This is a genomic window from Roseivivax halodurans JCM 10272, assembly GCF_000521785.1.
Classification (GTDB): Bacteria; Pseudomonadota; Alphaproteobacteria; order Rhodobacterales; family Rhodobacteraceae; genus Roseivivax; species Roseivivax halodurans.
Genome location: NZ_JALZ01000002.1, coordinates 205,354 through 219,814, shown reverse-complemented (window position 1 = coordinate 219,814; position 14,461 = coordinate 205,354). Strand labels below are relative to the sequence as shown.

General features: G+C 67.8%; 12 protein-coding genes. All 12 read right to left on the bottom strand.

Translation table 11 applies throughout. From position 1 onward, the window contains the following. Positions 1-279 precede the first annotated feature (279 nt). The 12 genes from recN to ftsW all read right to left on the bottom strand — a co-directional run bounded on the left by recN (position 280) and on the right by ftsW (position 14,402). Positions 280-1,926 carry a DNA repair protein RecN gene (recN, locus tag OCH239_RS03405; protein WP_037258713.1) on the bottom strand — a complete coding sequence of 549 codons (1,647 nt, stop codon included), beginning with the start codon at positions 1,924-1,926 and terminating at the stop codon, positions 280-282. Between the two features lie 98 nt (positions 1,927-2,024). Further along, positions 2,025-2,879 carry an outer membrane protein assembly factor BamD gene (locus OCH239_RS03400; protein WP_037258710.1) on the bottom strand — a complete coding sequence of 285 codons (855 nt, stop codon included), beginning with the start codon at positions 2,877-2,879 and terminating at the stop codon, positions 2,025-2,027. Between the two features lie 196 nt (positions 2,880-3,075). Continuing rightward, entirely contained in the window at positions 3,076-3,996 is a 921-nt protein-coding gene (gene lpxC / locus OCH239_RS03395) for a UDP-3-O-acyl-N-acetylglucosamine deacetylase (RefSeq protein ID WP_037258707.1), read from the bottom strand. A gap of 196 nt (positions 3,997-4,192) precedes the next feature. Next, the gene (gene ftsZ / locus OCH239_RS03390; RefSeq protein WP_037258704.1) at positions 4,193-5,812 is read right to left on the bottom strand and encodes a cell division protein FtsZ; all 1,620 of its coding nucleotides are present in this window, start codon (positions 5,810-5,812) and stop codon (positions 4,193-4,195) included. Between the two features lie 170 nt (positions 5,813-5,982). After that, positions 5,983-7,317 carry a cell division protein FtsA gene (gene ftsA, locus OCH239_RS03385; RefSeq protein ID WP_037258701.1) on the bottom strand — a complete coding sequence of 445 codons (1,335 nt, stop codon included), beginning with the start codon at positions 7,315-7,317 and terminating at the stop codon, positions 5,983-5,985. Then, positions 7,318-8,187: a cell division protein FtsQ/DivIB gene (locus OCH239_RS03380; protein WP_037258698.1), complete on the bottom strand. Its 870-nt coding sequence runs from the start codon at positions 8,185-8,187 to the stop codon at positions 7,318-7,320. After that, on the bottom strand, positions 8,175-9,089 hold the full coding sequence (locus OCH239_RS03375) for a D-alanine--D-alanine ligase (RefSeq protein WP_211241956.1): 915 nt from the start codon (positions 9,087-9,089) through the stop codon (positions 8,175-8,177). Before OCH239_RS03375 ends, OCH239_RS03380 begins: the two co-directional genes overlap by 13 nt. Before the next feature lie 199 nt (positions 9,090-9,288). Beyond that, on the bottom strand, positions 9,289-10,224 hold the full coding sequence (gene murB / locus OCH239_RS03370) for a UDP-N-acetylmuramate dehydrogenase (protein WP_037258694.1): 936 nt from the start codon (positions 10,222-10,224) through the stop codon (positions 9,289-9,291). Between the two features lie 88 nt (positions 10,225-10,312). Then, positions 10,313-10,567, bottom strand: a complete 255-nt coding sequence (locus tag OCH239_RS03365; protein WP_037258691.1) for a DUF2484 family protein — start codon at positions 10,565-10,567, stop codon at positions 10,313-10,315. A 112-nt stretch (positions 10,568-10,679) separates the two neighbouring features. Then, the gene (gene murC / locus OCH239_RS03360; protein ID WP_037258688.1) at positions 10,680-12,083 is read right to left on the bottom strand and encodes a UDP-N-acetylmuramate--L-alanine ligase; all 1,404 of its coding nucleotides are present in this window, start codon (positions 12,081-12,083) and stop codon (positions 10,680-10,682) included. Then, positions 12,080-13,192: a UDP-N-acetylglucosamine--N-acetylmuramyl-(pentapeptide) pyrophosphoryl-undecaprenol N-acetylglucosamine transferase gene (locus tag OCH239_RS03355; protein ID WP_037258685.1), complete on the bottom strand. Its 1,113-nt coding sequence runs from the start codon at positions 13,190-13,192 to the stop codon at positions 12,080-12,082. The genes murC and OCH239_RS03355 overlap by 4 nt, the downstream gene beginning before the upstream one ends. Before the next feature lie 43 nt (positions 13,193-13,235). Continuing rightward, a complete protein-coding gene (gene ftsW / locus OCH239_RS03350; RefSeq protein ID WP_037258682.1) occupies positions 13,236-14,402 on the bottom strand; it encodes a putative lipid II flippase FtsW in 1,167 nt (388 codons plus the stop codon). Positions 14,403-14,461: the final 59 nt, after the last annotated feature.

The following is a 14,461-nucleotide window of genomic DNA, read 5'->3' as shown; positions in this document are numbered from 1 at the left end:
TCCCCCGAACGGTCCGGCATGAAACTCCTTTCCAGGCGACGTCAAACCGCGGTCGCATCGCGCGCGAGTAGAATGGGCTCCGATGGGCTTGTCCACCGGGTCCGGCCGGAAATCCGGGCGATGCGGCGATCAGGCTTCGGTCATCGGGCAGAGCGGCGACGGCTGGTCATCCCTCACTGACATTCACTTACGTCCTGGCAACCGCCCACCGAGGGGGCCGTGGTGGAAAACCGGAACCGTCTGCGCCCGGGCCGGCGGCCCAGGGCGCTCGCGTACCTCCTATCCCGCCAGAAGAGCGCGGGCGGCGGCGCGCGCCTCTTCCGTGACGGTGTCGCCCGAGAGCATGCGGGCGATCTCGCCCTCCCGGGCTCCGGCATCGAGGGCGGTGACGGTCGAGGTCGTAACTTCGTCCGCGACGCTCTTCTCCACCCTCCAGTGATGCGCGCCGAGAGCCGCGACCTGCGGCGAATGCGTGACGACGAGCACCTGTCCTTCGGCGGCGAGCTGCGCAAGGCGCCGCCCGACCGCATCCGCGGTGGCGCCCCCGACGCCGCGGTCGATCTCGTCGAAGATCATCGTCACGCCCCGGTCACGCTCCGCAAGGCAGACCTTGAGCGCCAGAAGGAACCGCGACAGCTCGCCGCCGGACGCGATCTTGTTGATCGGTCCCGACGGAGCGCCGGGATTGGTCGCGACTGTGAAGGACACCGCATCACGCCCCTCGGGACCAGGCGCGGCCTCCTCGACCTGGGTTCGGAAGACCGCGCGCTCCATCTTCAGCGGCGCGAGCTCGGCCGACACGGCCTTGTCGAGCCGCAGGCCGGCCGCGGTCCGTGCGGCCGTCAATCCGCTGGCCGCCGTGTCGTAGGCCGCCTCCGCCTCTTGCAGGTCGGACCTCAGCCCGTCGATCCCCTCGGCGCCCCGATCAAGCGCATCGAGACGCGCCGACAGCGAGGCGCGCAACTCGGGCAATTCGTCAGGCGTCATCTGGTGCTTGCGGGCAAGGGCGCGGATCGCGAAGAGCCGCTCCTCGGTATTCTCGAGATCGCTCGGATCGAAGGACAGCCCGCTCAGGCACGTCTCGACCTCCGACACGGCATCGCCGAGCTCGACCATCGCCCTGTCGAGAGCCGCAAGCGCGCCGTCGAGCGCTCCCTCGGCCCCGTCAGCGGCACCTTCGAGCCAGCGGCTCGCGTCCGTAAGGTTCTGTTCTGCCCCTTCGGAAAGGGCGGCATGGGCTTTCGCGATGTCCTCGCGGATCCGCGCCGCGGCCTGCATCCGGCGCCGCGCGACGTCGAGCGCCTCTTCCTCTCCGGGCTCGGGCGCAAGCTCGTCGAGCTCCTTCACCGCAAACCGCAGGAATTCCTCTTCCGCCCGCGCCGCGTCGAGCGCCTCTTCGGCCTCGCGCAGGGCCTTCGCCGCCGCCGCCCGGGCGGCCCAGGCCGCACGCACGGCCGACAGCTCGGCCGCGACGCCCGCGAAATCGTCGAGGATCGCCCGATGTCCCTTCGGGTCGAGCAGGCCCCGGTCGTCGTGCTGCCCGTGCAGCTCTACCAGGGTCTCGGAGAGACGCCGGAGCACCTCGCCCGAACAGCGACGGTCGTTGACCCAAGCGGTCTTGCGTCCGTCCGTCGTGTTGACCCGGCGCAGGATCAGCTCGGGGCCGGCATCGAGGCCTGCATCGTCGAGCACATCGCGCGCGGCATGTCCCTCCGGCAGATCGAAGACGGCGATCACCTCGCCCTGTGCCGCCCCATTGCGAACCAGTTCGGCCCTGCCCCGCCACCCGAGCACGAAGCCGAGCGCATCGAGCAGGATCGACTTGCCCGCCCCGGTCTCGCCGGTCAGAACGTTCAGACCCGGCTGGAAGGCGAGGTCCAGCCGCTCGATGATGAGAATATCGCGGATCTCGAGAGCACGAAGCATGGCTCAGGATGTAGGGCCAAAGCGGCCGGAACTGCAACGCCCGGCAGAACTCGGCCCCGGCCCGTTGCGGATCCGGCCCGGAACCGTTGCGAGATTTGTCAGAGCCACTCGCCCTTCACGGTCTGCCGGTAGATCGCCGAGAGCCAGTTGTCCCCGATCGATTGCGGCGAGAGGCCCTGCCCCGTCAGCAGCGCGTAGCTGTCCTTGTACCAGGCCGTCGAGCGGTAGTTGTAGCCAAGGATCGCTCCCGCGGTCTGCGCCTCGTCGGTCAGCCCGAGCGAAAGATACGCCTCGACGAGCCGGTGCAGCGCCTCGGGCGTGTGCGTGGTGGTCTGGAAATCCTCGACCACGACGCGGAACCGGTTCACCGCCGCGGCGTAATGCTGGCGCTTGAGGTAGTAGCGCCCGATCTCCATCTCCTTCCCCGCGAGGTGGTCGAAGGCGAGGTCGAACTTCAGGATCGCCGAGCGCGCGTATTCGCTGTCAGGATAGGTCTCGATCACCGCGCGCAGGCTCTGCAGCGCCTGGAAGGTCAGGCCCTGGTCCCGGCCCACTTCCTCGATCTGGTCGTAATAGCTCAGCGCCAGAAGGTACTGCGCGTAGGCTGCGTCGTCCTCGAGCGGGTAGAAGTCGATGTAACGCTGCGCCGCTGCGCGACTGTTCTCGTAGTCGCGATCGCGGTGAAAAGCGAAGGCCTGCATGATGAGCGCCCGCTTGGCCCATTCCGAATAGGGATAGAGCCGCTCGATCTCGCCGAAATATTCGGCAGCATCCTCGGGCCGATCGCGCTCGAGCTCGAACTCGCCGCGCTCGAAGATCTGCTCGGCCGTGAAGTTTTCGAGCGGCACGCCGCCAGGGCCCGTTCCGGGCCGTTCCTGAGCACCACACCCCGCGAGCGCGCCCGCGATGAGCATGCTCCCGATCAAGGAAAACCGCGCCACGCCGCCTGCCATGCCCGAACACCCTCGCGTCGTTTCGGAGGACGTCTGCGCGCCCTCTCCTGTCTCCGACTGGCTCTAGCACAGAAGTTTCCGGGGCAAAACGGCTTTGGCTCACGCCACCGTGTCATGCGCAGACCCCTTCTGCACAAAGCAAAAACGCCCCGCCAAGAAAGCGGGGCGCCGACCGGGCGCAAAATTGCACGTGATGTCACGCGACCGCCGGAATCTCCTGCGGCTGGATGTTCACGCCCGGCAGACGCGCGCGCGTGTCCTCGTCGATCTCGACCATCCGGAACGCGTCGGGGTTCCGGAAGAGCTCGTGCAGCAGCAGGTTCGTCATCGAATGACCTGCACGAAAGCCCTCGTAATGGCCAAGGAGCGGCTTACCCGCGAGAGCGAGATCGCCGAGCGCGTCTAGCATCTTGTGACGGACGGCCTCGTCCGCGTGCCGCAGCCCGCCGGGCGACAGGACACGGTCGCCCTCGACCACGACGGCATTCTCGAGCGTGCCGCCGAGCGCGAGGCCCTGCGCGTGCATCGCATCCACGTCCGCCTGCCGGCAGAAGGTGCGGCTGTCCGAAAGCTCACGCACGAACGTGCCGTTCGAGAGATCGAGCGTTTTCTCCTGCGTGCCGATGGCGGCATCGTCGAAATCGATGTGGAACCGCATCGAAAGCCCGCGGGCCGGCGACAGCCTGGCCCAGCCCTTGGCGGTCCGGATCTCGACCGGAGCCAGAACCTCGAGCGCGCGCACCGGCTCCGGAAGCCGGCGCAGTCCGCGGTCGAGGATCGCGCGCACGAAGGGTGCGGCGGAGCCGTCCAGGATCGGCACTTCCGGCCCGTCGATCTCGATCAAGGCATTGTGGACGCCGCAGCCCGCAAGCGCGGCCATGACATGCTCGATCGTCTGGACGGCCACGCCGGCGGCATTCACGATCCGGGTGCAGAGCGGCGAGCGCTCGACCGAATCCCATATCGCCGGCACGAGCGTATCCCCGAGCCGGATATCCGTGCGCTTGAACCACACGCCGTGATCCGCGACCGCCGGACGGATGGTCAGGCGCGCGGGACGACCCGAATGCAGGCCGACACCGTCTAGGGTGATGGGGGCACGAACTGTGGTCTGCACGTCAATCTCCGATCTTCGCATGGGGCTCTGGCGGCCCGTTGGCGTCTACCGGGAGATAGAGATCGCCGCCATTCCACTCAAATCAAAGATTGCAACGGCGTGTTACATTCGTAACTCTTTGCTCAAAAACGAAAAAATGCCCCCTCCAAAAGAGGGGGCACCGTGAGTGTGACCGGAATGGGCCCGGATCGGGCCGTCAGTTGGCCTGGCGACGCAGGAATGCCGGGATCTCGATCTTGTCCTGATCGGCATCGGCCTCCTCGTCGCGCATCGGTTCCGGACGGCGCGACTGCACCGGCGGCTGACGCCGTGCGGCCGCCTGACCGCCACCGCCCGCGGCCTGCGCCTCGTGGTGGCCCGTCATCCGGTTGATGAGCGAGTTGATACCGAAGCGGGGCTTGTCTGCTTCGTGCTGCGCCGGCGCTGCCTGAGGCTGGGGCTGCTGGCGCGGGGCCTGGCCTTCGGGACGCGGACGCTGCGTTGCCGCCTGAAGGCGCGCAAGCGCTTCCGGGGTGGGGGTCCCGGGGGCCGGGGCCTTCGGCGCAACGAACGCCTCGGAGCCCTGCTCGTCGGCTTCGATGGACTGCGCACGCGGCTCGAACTGGGCCACTTTCGGCTGGTAGGCCGGCAGCGGCAGGCCGTCGTCGCCGGCCTCGTCCTCGGCGACGCGCTGATCGCGCTGCACCGCCGCGTCGTCGAAACGCTCCTGACGGCGCGCGGCTGCGGGTTCCTGGCGCGGAGCTTCCTCGATGTCTTTCGGCGCGGCGTGCGTGACGTCCTCGACCTCGACGTTGTGCTTGAGCGGCTCGCGCAGGCTGCGGCGCGGCACCGGAACCTCGAAGTTCACGTCGGCCGCGTCGATGCCGGTCGCGACGACCGAAACGCGCATCTTGCCTTCCATCGTCTGGTCGAGCGTGGAGCCGACGATGATGTTGGCGTCCGCGTCGACTTCCTCGCGGATGCGGTTGGCCGCCTCGTCGAGCTCGAACAGCGTCAGGTCGTGGCCGCCGGTGATGTTGATCAGCACGCCCTTGGCACCGCGCAGGCTGATCTCGTCGAGCAGCGGGTTCGCGATGGCCTTCTCGGCGGCCTGGATCGCGCGATCCTCGCCCTCGGCCTCGCCGGTGCCCATCATCGCCTTGCCCATCTCGTCCATCACCGCGCGGACGTCCGCGAAGTCGAGGTTGATGAGGCCCGGACGCACCATGAGGTCGGTGACGCCCTTGACGCCCTGATAGAGCACGTCGTCGGCGAGGCTGAACGCCTCGGTGAAGGTGGTCTTCTCGTTGGCGAGCCGGAAGAGGTTCTGGTTCGGAATGATGATCAGCGTGTCCACGACCTTCTGGAGCGCCTCGACGCCCTCCTCGGCCTGGCGCATCCGCTTGGAGCCCTCGAACTGGAACGGCTTGGTCACGACGCCAACGGTCAGCACGCCGAGCTCGCGCGCGGCCTGCGCGATGATCGGTGCGGCGCCGGTGCCCGTGCCGCCGCCCATGCCGGCGGTGATGAAGCACATATGCGCGCCGGCAAGGTGATCGACGATCTGCTCGATCGACTCCTCCGCCGCGGCCGCGCCCACGCTCGCCCGCGCCCCGGCGCCGAGCCCCTCGGTCACCTTCACGCCGAGCTGGATGCGGCTTTCCGCCTGCGCCTGCTGCAGCGCTTGCGCGTCCGTGTTGGCGACGACAAAGTCGCAGCCGTCGAGCGCCTTTTCGATCATGTTGTTGACGGCATTGCCGCCTGCCCCGCCCACGCCGAAGACCGTGATGCGCGGCTTCAGTTCCTCGTGACCGGGTACTGAAAGGTTGAGTGTCATCTCTGATCCGCCTGCTTGCTTGGGGCCGCGGGGCCCATTTTCCGCTTCTTTTGGACGATCCTATCGTCCTGTGTCCCCGACGTCACGCAAAAATCACCACATCTCCACAAAATCTGTCCACTCATCTTGACGTGTCCGCGGGATTTTGCCGACACACCCAGATCTTGCGATCACCAGTTCTCCCTGAACCATTTTACCGCCCGCTGCAGCGACTTCGCGGGCAGGCGGTCCACCGGGATCTCGAAATCCCACCATTCGTCCTGCGGATGCGCCGCAAAGAGGCAAAGGCCGACGGCGCTCGCGAATCCGGGGCCCGTGGCGGCCTGCGGCAGGCCGTGCACGCGCATCGGGCGGCCGAGGCGCACCTGCTGGCCGAGGATCTTGGAGGCGAGCCCGTCGAGCCCCGGGATCTGGCTCGCGCCGCCGGTGAGAACGATCTGCTGCGAGGGCAGGTATTCGAACCCCGCCGCATCGAGCCGTGCCCGCACCTCCTCGAGGATCTCCTCGACGCGCGGGCGCATGATTCCGATCAGCTCGGCCCGGCTGACGGTGCGGCGGTCGTGCTCCCAGTCGCCGGTATCGCCGCCGATCTCGATCATCTCGCGGTCGTCCATGCCGGTCGCGACGACGCCGCCATAGAAGGTCTTGATCCGCTCCGCCGTCGCCATCGGCACCTGCAGGCCCATGGAGATGTCGCCAGTGACGTGATCGCCGCCCATCTTGACCGTGTCGGCCGAGATCATGTGCTTCTTCATGAAGATCGACACGCCGGTCGCGCCGCCGCCGAAGTCGATGCAGGCCGCGCCGAGCTCCTGCTCGTCCTCGACCAGCGCCGAAATCCCCGAGGCGTAGGCGGAGGAGGCGATGCCCGCGAGCTCGAGATCGCAGCGCTTCACGCAATGGGCGATGTTCTGGATCGCCATCGCGTCGACCGTCAGCATGTGCATGTCGGTCGACAGCGTCTGCCCGATCTGGCCGCGCGGATCCGAAAGGCCCGAGCGGTGGTCGAGCGCGAAGTTCACCGGTTGCGCGTGCAGCACCTCGCGGTCGTGCCCGAAATCCGGCACGTCGCAGGACGACAGCACCCGGGCGATGTCCTGCTCTCCCACGTGGTTGCCGTGCACGTCCACCTTGCCGGTCAGACCGTAGCTGCGCGGCTCGGCGCCCGAGAAACAGGCGATAACGTGATCGACGCGGATGTTGGCCATCTTCTGCGCCGCCTGCACCGCCGTGCGGATCGCCCGCTCGGTCTCCTGCATGGCGCTGATCTCGCCGAACCGGACCCCACGCGAGCGGGTCGTCGCCGCGCCGATGACGCGGAAGCCCGACTGGCCGGCCAGGCTGCCGACGCCGTCGGCGTCGCCATGCACCTCCGTGCCGTCGAAGCGCAGCACGAGGCAGGCGATCTTGGAGCTGCCGACGTCGAGGATCGCGACGACTCCGCGCTGCATCGCCGCCTTGCGCATGTTGCGCATCGCCCGCTGGGATTCGTAGAGCTCGATCATCTATCCTTGGTCCCCTGCCTCTATCTTCTTGATGCGCCGCAGCTCCTGCGCCGCATTATCGGTCATCCGAAGGGTCGGACGCTGCGGAAGGCGCAGATCCACCGCCTCGAGGTCGCGGGCGAAGAGATCGACCGCATCATCCATCGCGATCGCCCGCTCGAGCGCGCGCACCGCGCCGGTCTCGGGCAGCATGATCCGCTGACCCCGGTCCAGCACCACGTCCCAGCGCCGCTCGCCGCGACGGGCGAGACCGCGCAGACGCGCCTTGATCGGCTGCGCCGCCTCGATGAGCGCGATCGCCTCGGGCACCACCTTGTCCGCGCCCTCTCCGGCCATCACCGCCAGATCGGGATGGGCCGCGCGATCGGTCGCCGGGCCCACAGCGACGCCCTCCTCGTCGAGAAGGACAAGCCCCGCCTCGGACCGCCAGAGCATCCGCGGCACCCGCTCGACCACCGCCACCTGCAGCACGCCGCCCTGCCGGATATGGAGCCGCGCCGACTTGACCGCCGGCAGGTCCGCGACCGTCTTGCGCATCGTGTCGAGATCGAGGTCGAAGGACGAGATCGGGAAATCGACGGCGAGCTGGGCCCGCACCCGTTCGGCCACCTTGTCCGAGGCGCCGTCGACGGCCATCAGCTTGACCATGAACTCCGGGCGCTCCTGCACCTGAGCGACGAGGTCGCTCCAGGTCAGCTTGATCCGGTCGAGATTCTCGGGTTGCGAAACCCAGAGGGCGCCGCCGCCCAGGACGATCGCAAGCGGCAGCCCGACGCGGAGCAGACGCCGGTAGACCGGCGTGAGCATCAGCCGCTGCATGCGGTAGCGCAGGCGCGAGGGCGCCGGATCCGAGCGGTTCACCTGCTGCACGAGGCGTCCTCCACCAGCTGGCGGCACATCGCGCCGAAGGTGATGCCGACGCTTTCGCCCTGTTCGGGCGACAGCGAGGTCGGCGTCATGCCCGGTTGGGTGTTGGTCTCGAGCAGGATCAGGCCGTCGAGGCCGCGGCTTTCGTCCCAGCGGAAATCGGTGCGGCTGATGCCGCGGCAGCCGAGGATGCGGTGCGCCCGCTCGGCGTAGTCGAGACAGGCGTCGAAGATCTCCTGCGGGATCTCGGCGGGCACCACGTGCCGCGAGCCGCCGGGCTTATACTTGGCGTCGTAATCGTACCAGCCGTCCGTCACGATGTCGGTCACGGTCAGCGCACGGTCTCCGAGCACGGTAGTCGTCAGCTCGCGGCCCGGCGCGTAGGTCTCGACCATGACGGTCTCTGGCATGTCATCGGAGAGTTTCGGCGGACCGTTCGCGCCGTCCCGTACGAGGTAGACGCCGACGGACGAGCCCTCGTTGTAGGGTTTGACCACGTAGGGCGGCTCCATCACGTGGCGCGCCGCGACCTCGGCCTTGCAGGCGAGCCGGCTCTCGACCACCGGAAGTCCCTCGCCGCGATAGAGCGCCTTCGTCCGCTCCTTGTCCATGGCAAGCGCGGAGGCGAGCACGCCCGAATGCGTGTAGGACAGGCCCATCCACTCGAGCAGGCCCTGCACCGCGCCGTCCTCCCCCAGGGGGCCGTGCAGCGCATTGAAACAGATATCGGGAGAGATCTCGGCCAGACGGAACGGCAGATCGGGGCCACAATCGACCTCGACCACCTCGAACCCTTCGTCCCGCAAAGCGGCCGCGCATCCGCGCCCTGAGGACAGAGACACTTCGCGCTCGGCCGAAGTGCCGCCCATCAGCATTGCCACTTTCGGGTTTGCCCTGCTCGACATCCCCAAAACCGCCTCATGTGCCGTGCCTCCGGCGCGCCTCTTGCGTGCGCACTCGGGACCGGTCGTCATTGTCGATGCAACCTGCCTGTGGTCGCCTGATTCTGCCGGGTTTCCGGCTCAGTTGCGCCGTTTGTCCGGCGTACCCGGTTTCCCGGTCTGCTCGGGGCGGTACCGGCGCCACCCGTGGCGCCGTCCGTCCTCAATCGGGGATCGGTTCTCCGATCCTCTTGATTTCCCAATCTAGCGTTATTCCGCTTGATTGAAAAACCTTTTTTCGAACTTCTTCGCCCAGACCCTCGAGATCCGCGGCGCTCGCGTCTCCGGTATTCACCAGGAAGTTGGAATGCTTCTCCGACATCTGCGCCCCGCCCCGCCGCGCGCCGCGCATGCCGGCGTCGTCGATGACCTTCCACGCCTTCAGATCGTGCACATCGTCCGCCTCTCCGGTCGAAGAGAACCCGGCCGGATTGCGGAAGGTGGAGCCCGCCGTGCGTTCCTTCGAGGGCTGCGTTGCATCGCGCCTGGCAAGCTGGTCGGCCATCCGCGACTCGAGCTCCTCGGGATCGCCCTTCGTGCCCTCGAGGGTTGCCTCGACGATCACCCAGCCCTCGGGCAGGTCGGTCTCGCGGTACCGGAAGTTGAGATCGTCCGCGGTCAGCGTCACCAGCTCGCCCGCGCGCGTGACCGCCTTGGCTTCGACGAAGACGTCGGCGGTATAGGTGCCGTAGCAGCCCGCGTTCATCCGCACCGCGCCGCCGATCGCGCCCGGGATCGTCCGCAGGAAGGTGAGGTCGATGCCGGCCGCTGCCGCCTTCTTCGCGACATGGGCGTCGAGCGCGGCGGCGCCGACTGTGACGCGCGTGCCGTCGGCCTCAATGCCGTTGAAGCCGCGGCCGAGCCGGATCACCACGGCACGCAGACCGCCGTCCCGGACGATCAGGTTCGATCCGACACCCATCGGAAAGACCCGCGCCTTCTCGTCAAGCTCGCGCAGGAAGGCGCAAAGATCATCGATATCGGCGGGTTTGAAGAGCCAGTCGGCGGGTCCGCCCACGCGAAGCCAGGTGAGATCGGACAGCGGCTGCCCTTCGGTCAGGCGGCCGCGCACGTCGGGCAGGATCATCTCTTTGGTCATCTCCGCTCTCCTGCCCGTCCTCTCGCCCGCGGTAAAGCCCCCGTCGTCACCCGGCCCGGTGTCACCGCGGGCTTGCGCGAAGTTTGTTTCAGGCCTCGGTTCCGGCCTGCGGGCGGGGCCAACGCACGAGCCGCCGCATCGGCCACCGCAGGACGCTCATCCCTGCCGCAAGGGCCAGAAGCCCGACCCATGGGCCGTTCTGCAACGTGAGATAGCCGACAAGCGGGATGCCGATGGCAATCAGCAGATCGGCGCGGCTCCAAGCGGTGTCAGACGTGGGGGCGGTCGCGGCGAGGTTCGCGGCGATCACCCAGAAGACTGCGAGAGCGAGAGAGAGGGTCATTCCAGGATCTCCGGAGCGAGGCAGAGGTGGCGGTGGGACAGGTGACACGTCATCGGCAGCACCCGGCCTGGCGCGTGATGCCGGCGCAGCGGCATCCGTAAGCGCGAGGCGGTCATGCCGCCTCTTCCAGACGCTTGGTCAGTCCATGCGCCCAGTTGCTGATCGTTCCGGCCCCGAGGCAGACGACCATGTCCCCGGGCCGCGTCTGCTCGCGCACCAGCCGTTCGAGCTCGTCCTCGTCGCGGATAGCACGGGCGTGGCGATGGCCGTGTCGGATGAGGCCGGCCACCAGATCGTCGCGGCTCGCCCCCTCGATCGGGTCCTCGCCCGCAGCATAGACCTCGGTGATGGCGACCACGTCCGCGTCGTTGAAACAGGCGCAGAAATCGTCGAAGAGCGAATGCAGGCGCGAATAGCGGTGCGGCTGGTGCACGGCGATGACGCGGCCCTCGCAGGCCTGCCGAGCCGCTTTCAGCACCGCCGAGATCTCCACCGGGTGATGGCCGTAATCATCGATGATCGCCACGCCGTCGATCTCGCCGACGCGGGTGAATCGCCGGTTCACGCCGCCGAACTTCGCAAGCGCGTCGCGGATCTCCTGCTTCTTCATGCCGAGATGCCGCGCGACCGCCACCGCGGAAAGCGCGTTCGAGACGTTGTGGTCGCCCGGCATCGGCAGGGTGCAACCCTCGATCACGCTGCCTTCGGCCTGCAGCGCCACGTCGAAATGCGCGATGCCGTTCTCGTAGCGCAGGTTCACCGCGCGCACGTCGGCCTGGGTGTTGAAGCCGTAGGTGACGACCTTGCGGTCGGTGATCCGCCCGACGAGCCGCTGCACCTCATCGTGGTCGGTGCAGCAGATCGCGACGCCGTAGAACGGGATGTTCGACACGAATTCGTGGAAACCCTGCTTGAGCCGCTCGAAATCGCCCCAATGGTCCATGTGCTCGGGATCGATGTTGGTCACGATGGCGACCGTCGCTGGCAGGCGGTTGAAGGTGCCGTCGCTCTCGTCGGCCTCGACCACCATCCATTCGCCCTGCCCCATCCGGGCGTTCGAGCCATAGGCGTGGATGATGCCGCCGTTCACCACCGTAGGATCGAAGTCGCCGGCGTCGAGCAGCGTCGCCACCATCGTCGTCGTGGTGGTCTTGCCGTGCGTTCCGGCGACCGCGACGTTCGACTTGAGGCGCATCAGCTCGGCCAGCATCTCGGCCCGGCGCACCACCGGCAGACCCTTGGCGCGCGCGGCGTCGAGCTCGGGGTTGCCCGGCTTGATCGCCGAGGAGATGACGATGACAGCCGCGCCCTCAAGATTGTCTGCGCTCTGTCCGACGAAGATCCGCGCGCCGAGGCCTTCAAGCCGCTCTGTGATCTTGGAGGATTTCAGGTCGGAGCCCTGAACATTGTAGCCGAGATTGAGGAGCACCTCGGCGATCCCCGACATGCCGATCCCGCCGATCCCGACGAAATGGATGGGGCCCACATCGGTGGGAAGCTTGGTGGCGGCGTTCATTTGCTCTTTTCCTTCTCTGCCAGCTCTTCGACGAGATCCGCGAGGTCCTCGGCCGCATCGGGGCGTCCGACCGACAGCGCGGCCTGGTGCATCTGCAATGCGCCGTCCGGATCCTGCAGGACGGCTTCGATCGCCCCGGTCATCGCCTCGACCGTGAGCTTTGATTCGGGCATGCGGACGGCTGCCCCGGCCTCGGTCAGCTGCCGTGCATTCTGCGTCTGGTGATCGCCCGCGGCGGCGGCGAAAGGCACGAGGATCGCCGGACGGCCGATCACCGAGAGATCCGCGACCGACGACGCCCCGGACCGCGAGATCACCAGCTGGGCCTCGCTCATCCGCGCGGGAATGTCCGTGAAGAACGGTTGCACGTCGGCGTCGACGCCGTTCTCGGCGTAGTATCCCGCAACGCGATCGAGGTCCTCCTCGCGGGCCTGATGGCTCACGCGCAGATGCCGGAGCAGCTCCATCGGCAGATTGGCGATGGCGGGCGGCACCACGTCCGACAGGATCCGGGCGCCCTGACTGCCGCCGATCACGAGGATCGACATCGGATAGTTTCCCGGCACGATGTAGCCCGCACCGGCGCGCTCGCGAACCGCGCCGCGCACCGGATTTCCGGTGTGGATGCCCTCGACGCCCTCGGGCAGCTTTGTCGGCCAGGTTCCGCAGGCGACGGCGTCGACGCGTTTGGCGAAGATCTCGTTCACCCGGCCGAGGATGCCGTTCTGCTCGTGGATCATGCGCGGCAGTTTCAGCAATGTCGCCGCGCCGAGTGCCGGGATCGAGGGATAGCCGCCGAAGCCGATGACGGCATCCGGCCGGTCGCGCCGCATCCTCGCGGCCATCGACAGGACGCCCCCGCCGATCCTGAACGGCACGCCCGCCTTCGCCAGAAGCCCGCCGCGCGCGAAGGTCGCCGAGGCGACCTCCTCGATCTCGACCTCGTCGGAGAAGCCGGCGGTGTAGCGCGCGCCCCGCGCGTCGGTCGAAAGCTTCACCCGCCAGCCGCGCGCCAGCAGCACCTCGGCCAGCGCCTGCGCGGGAAACATGTGCCCGCCGGTGCCGCCCGCCGCCATGACGATCAGGTTCTGTCGGTCGCGTTCAGCCATTCTCGTGCCCCAGCGGGTTCGCCCCGCTTCTCGTTTGTTCGGTTCAGCGGATCCGGCCGCGAAGGATGTCGCCAATCTCGCCCTGCGGCCGCGTGCGTGTAAAGGCCAGCAGCATGCCCACGGCGATGCCGCCCGCGATCAGCGACGAGCCGCCGTAGCTCACGAAAGGCAGTGTCATGCCCTTGGCCGGAAGAAGCCGCACCGCGACACCCATGTTGATCATCGCCTGCACGCCGAACATGCAGGCAAGGCCCGTCCCGGCGAGGCGGATGAACGGATCGCGCTCGCGCATCAGGCGGATCAGAGAGCGCACGACGATCACCGAATAGAGCGCGATGATGCAGAGGACGAGGATCAGCCCGTATTCCTCGGCCGCGACGGCGATGATGAAGTCGGTATGGGCGTCGGGCAGCGACCACTTCACCTGCCCCTCGCCGACGCCGACCCCGAAGAAGCCGCCTTCCTGGATCGCGTTCGTGGCAAAGCCGAGCTGCGTGTTGGGGTCGACCTCCGGGCTCAGGAAGCCGTCGATGCGGCGCGCGAAGTGTTCGGAATTGTCGTAGGCGAAGGTCCCGACGAGCACGACCGCCCCGGCCATGCCGATCAGCAGGAGCATGGGCGCGCCCGCGACGAACCACATCACCCCCCAGCCGAAGAGGGTGAGCGCCGCCTGTCCGAAATCGGGCTGCAAAGCGAGCATCGCGACGATCGAGAGACAGAGGGCAAAGGACCATGTCTTGCCGGGGGGGCCACCGATCTCCTGGCTCGCGGCCATCAGCCACGCGGCCACGATGACGAAGGTGGGCTTGAGGAATTCCGAGGGCTGCACCGAGGCGAAGCCGAGGGAATACCAGCGCACGGCACCCTTGCCGAAATCGGTGCCGAGAAAGGGCAGCAGCGCCAGCGAGACGAAGGCGCCGAGGAAGCCGATCACCGCCATGCGCCGCACTGCCGTTGGCGACATGAGCGAGGTCAGGAACAGCGCGACGAGAGAGAGCCCCCCGAAAAAGGCCTGACGCTGGACGTAGTGGAAGGGGTGAAGGCCGTTTCGCTCGGCCAGCGGCGGCGAGGCCGCGAGACCGAGCAGGATGCCGATCCCGAAAAGGATGAGAATGCAGGACAAGGTCCACTTGTCCACTGTCCGCCACCATTTCGGCAGAACAGGTTCGCCGCCCTGCACCGGGGCTGCGCCGTATACCATTTCCGTCATGGGACCTGCTCGATCTCGATAATGTCTGCCTGCGTGCCCGGTTGGCCGGGTCAATTGAG

Bases quoted from the DNA above. Each gene is read 5' to 3' on its own strand.
- recN (WP_037258713.1), bottom strand. From the start codon at position 1,926: ATGCTTCGTGCTCTCGAGATCCGCGATATTCTCATCATCGAGCGGCTG.
- OCH239_RS03400 (WP_037258710.1), bottom strand. From the start codon at position 2,879: ATGGCAGGCGGCGTGGCGCGGTTTTCCTTGATCGGGAGCATGCTCATC.
- ftsZ (WP_037258704.1), bottom strand. From the start codon at position 5,812: ATGACACTCAACCTTTCAGTACCCGGTCACGAGGAACTGAAGCCGCGC.
- ftsA (WP_037258701.1), bottom strand. From the start codon at position 7,317: ATGATCGAGCTCTACGAATCCCAGCGGGCGATGCGCAACATGCGCAAG.
- OCH239_RS03375 (WP_211241956.1), bottom strand. From the start codon at position 9,089: ATGTCGAGCAGGGCAAACCCGAAAGTGGCAATGCTGATGGGCGGCACT.
- murB (WP_037258694.1), bottom strand. From the start codon at position 10,224: ATGACCAAAGAGATGATCCTGCCCGACGTGCGCGGCCGCCTGACCGAA.
- OCH239_RS03365 (WP_037258691.1), bottom strand. From the start codon at position 10,567: ATGACCCTCTCTCTCGCTCTCGCAGTCTTCTGGGTGATCGCCGCGAAC.
- murC (WP_037258688.1), bottom strand. From the start codon at position 12,083: ATGAACGCCGCCACCAAGCTTCCCACCGATGTGGGCCCCATCCATTTC.
- OCH239_RS03355 (WP_037258685.1), bottom strand. From the start codon at position 13,192: ATGGCTGAACGCGACCGACAGAACCTGATCGTCATGGCGGCGGGCGGC.
- ftsW (WP_037258682.1), bottom strand. From the start codon at position 14,402: ATGACGGAAATGGTATACGGCGCAGCCCCGGTGCAGGGCGGCGAACCT.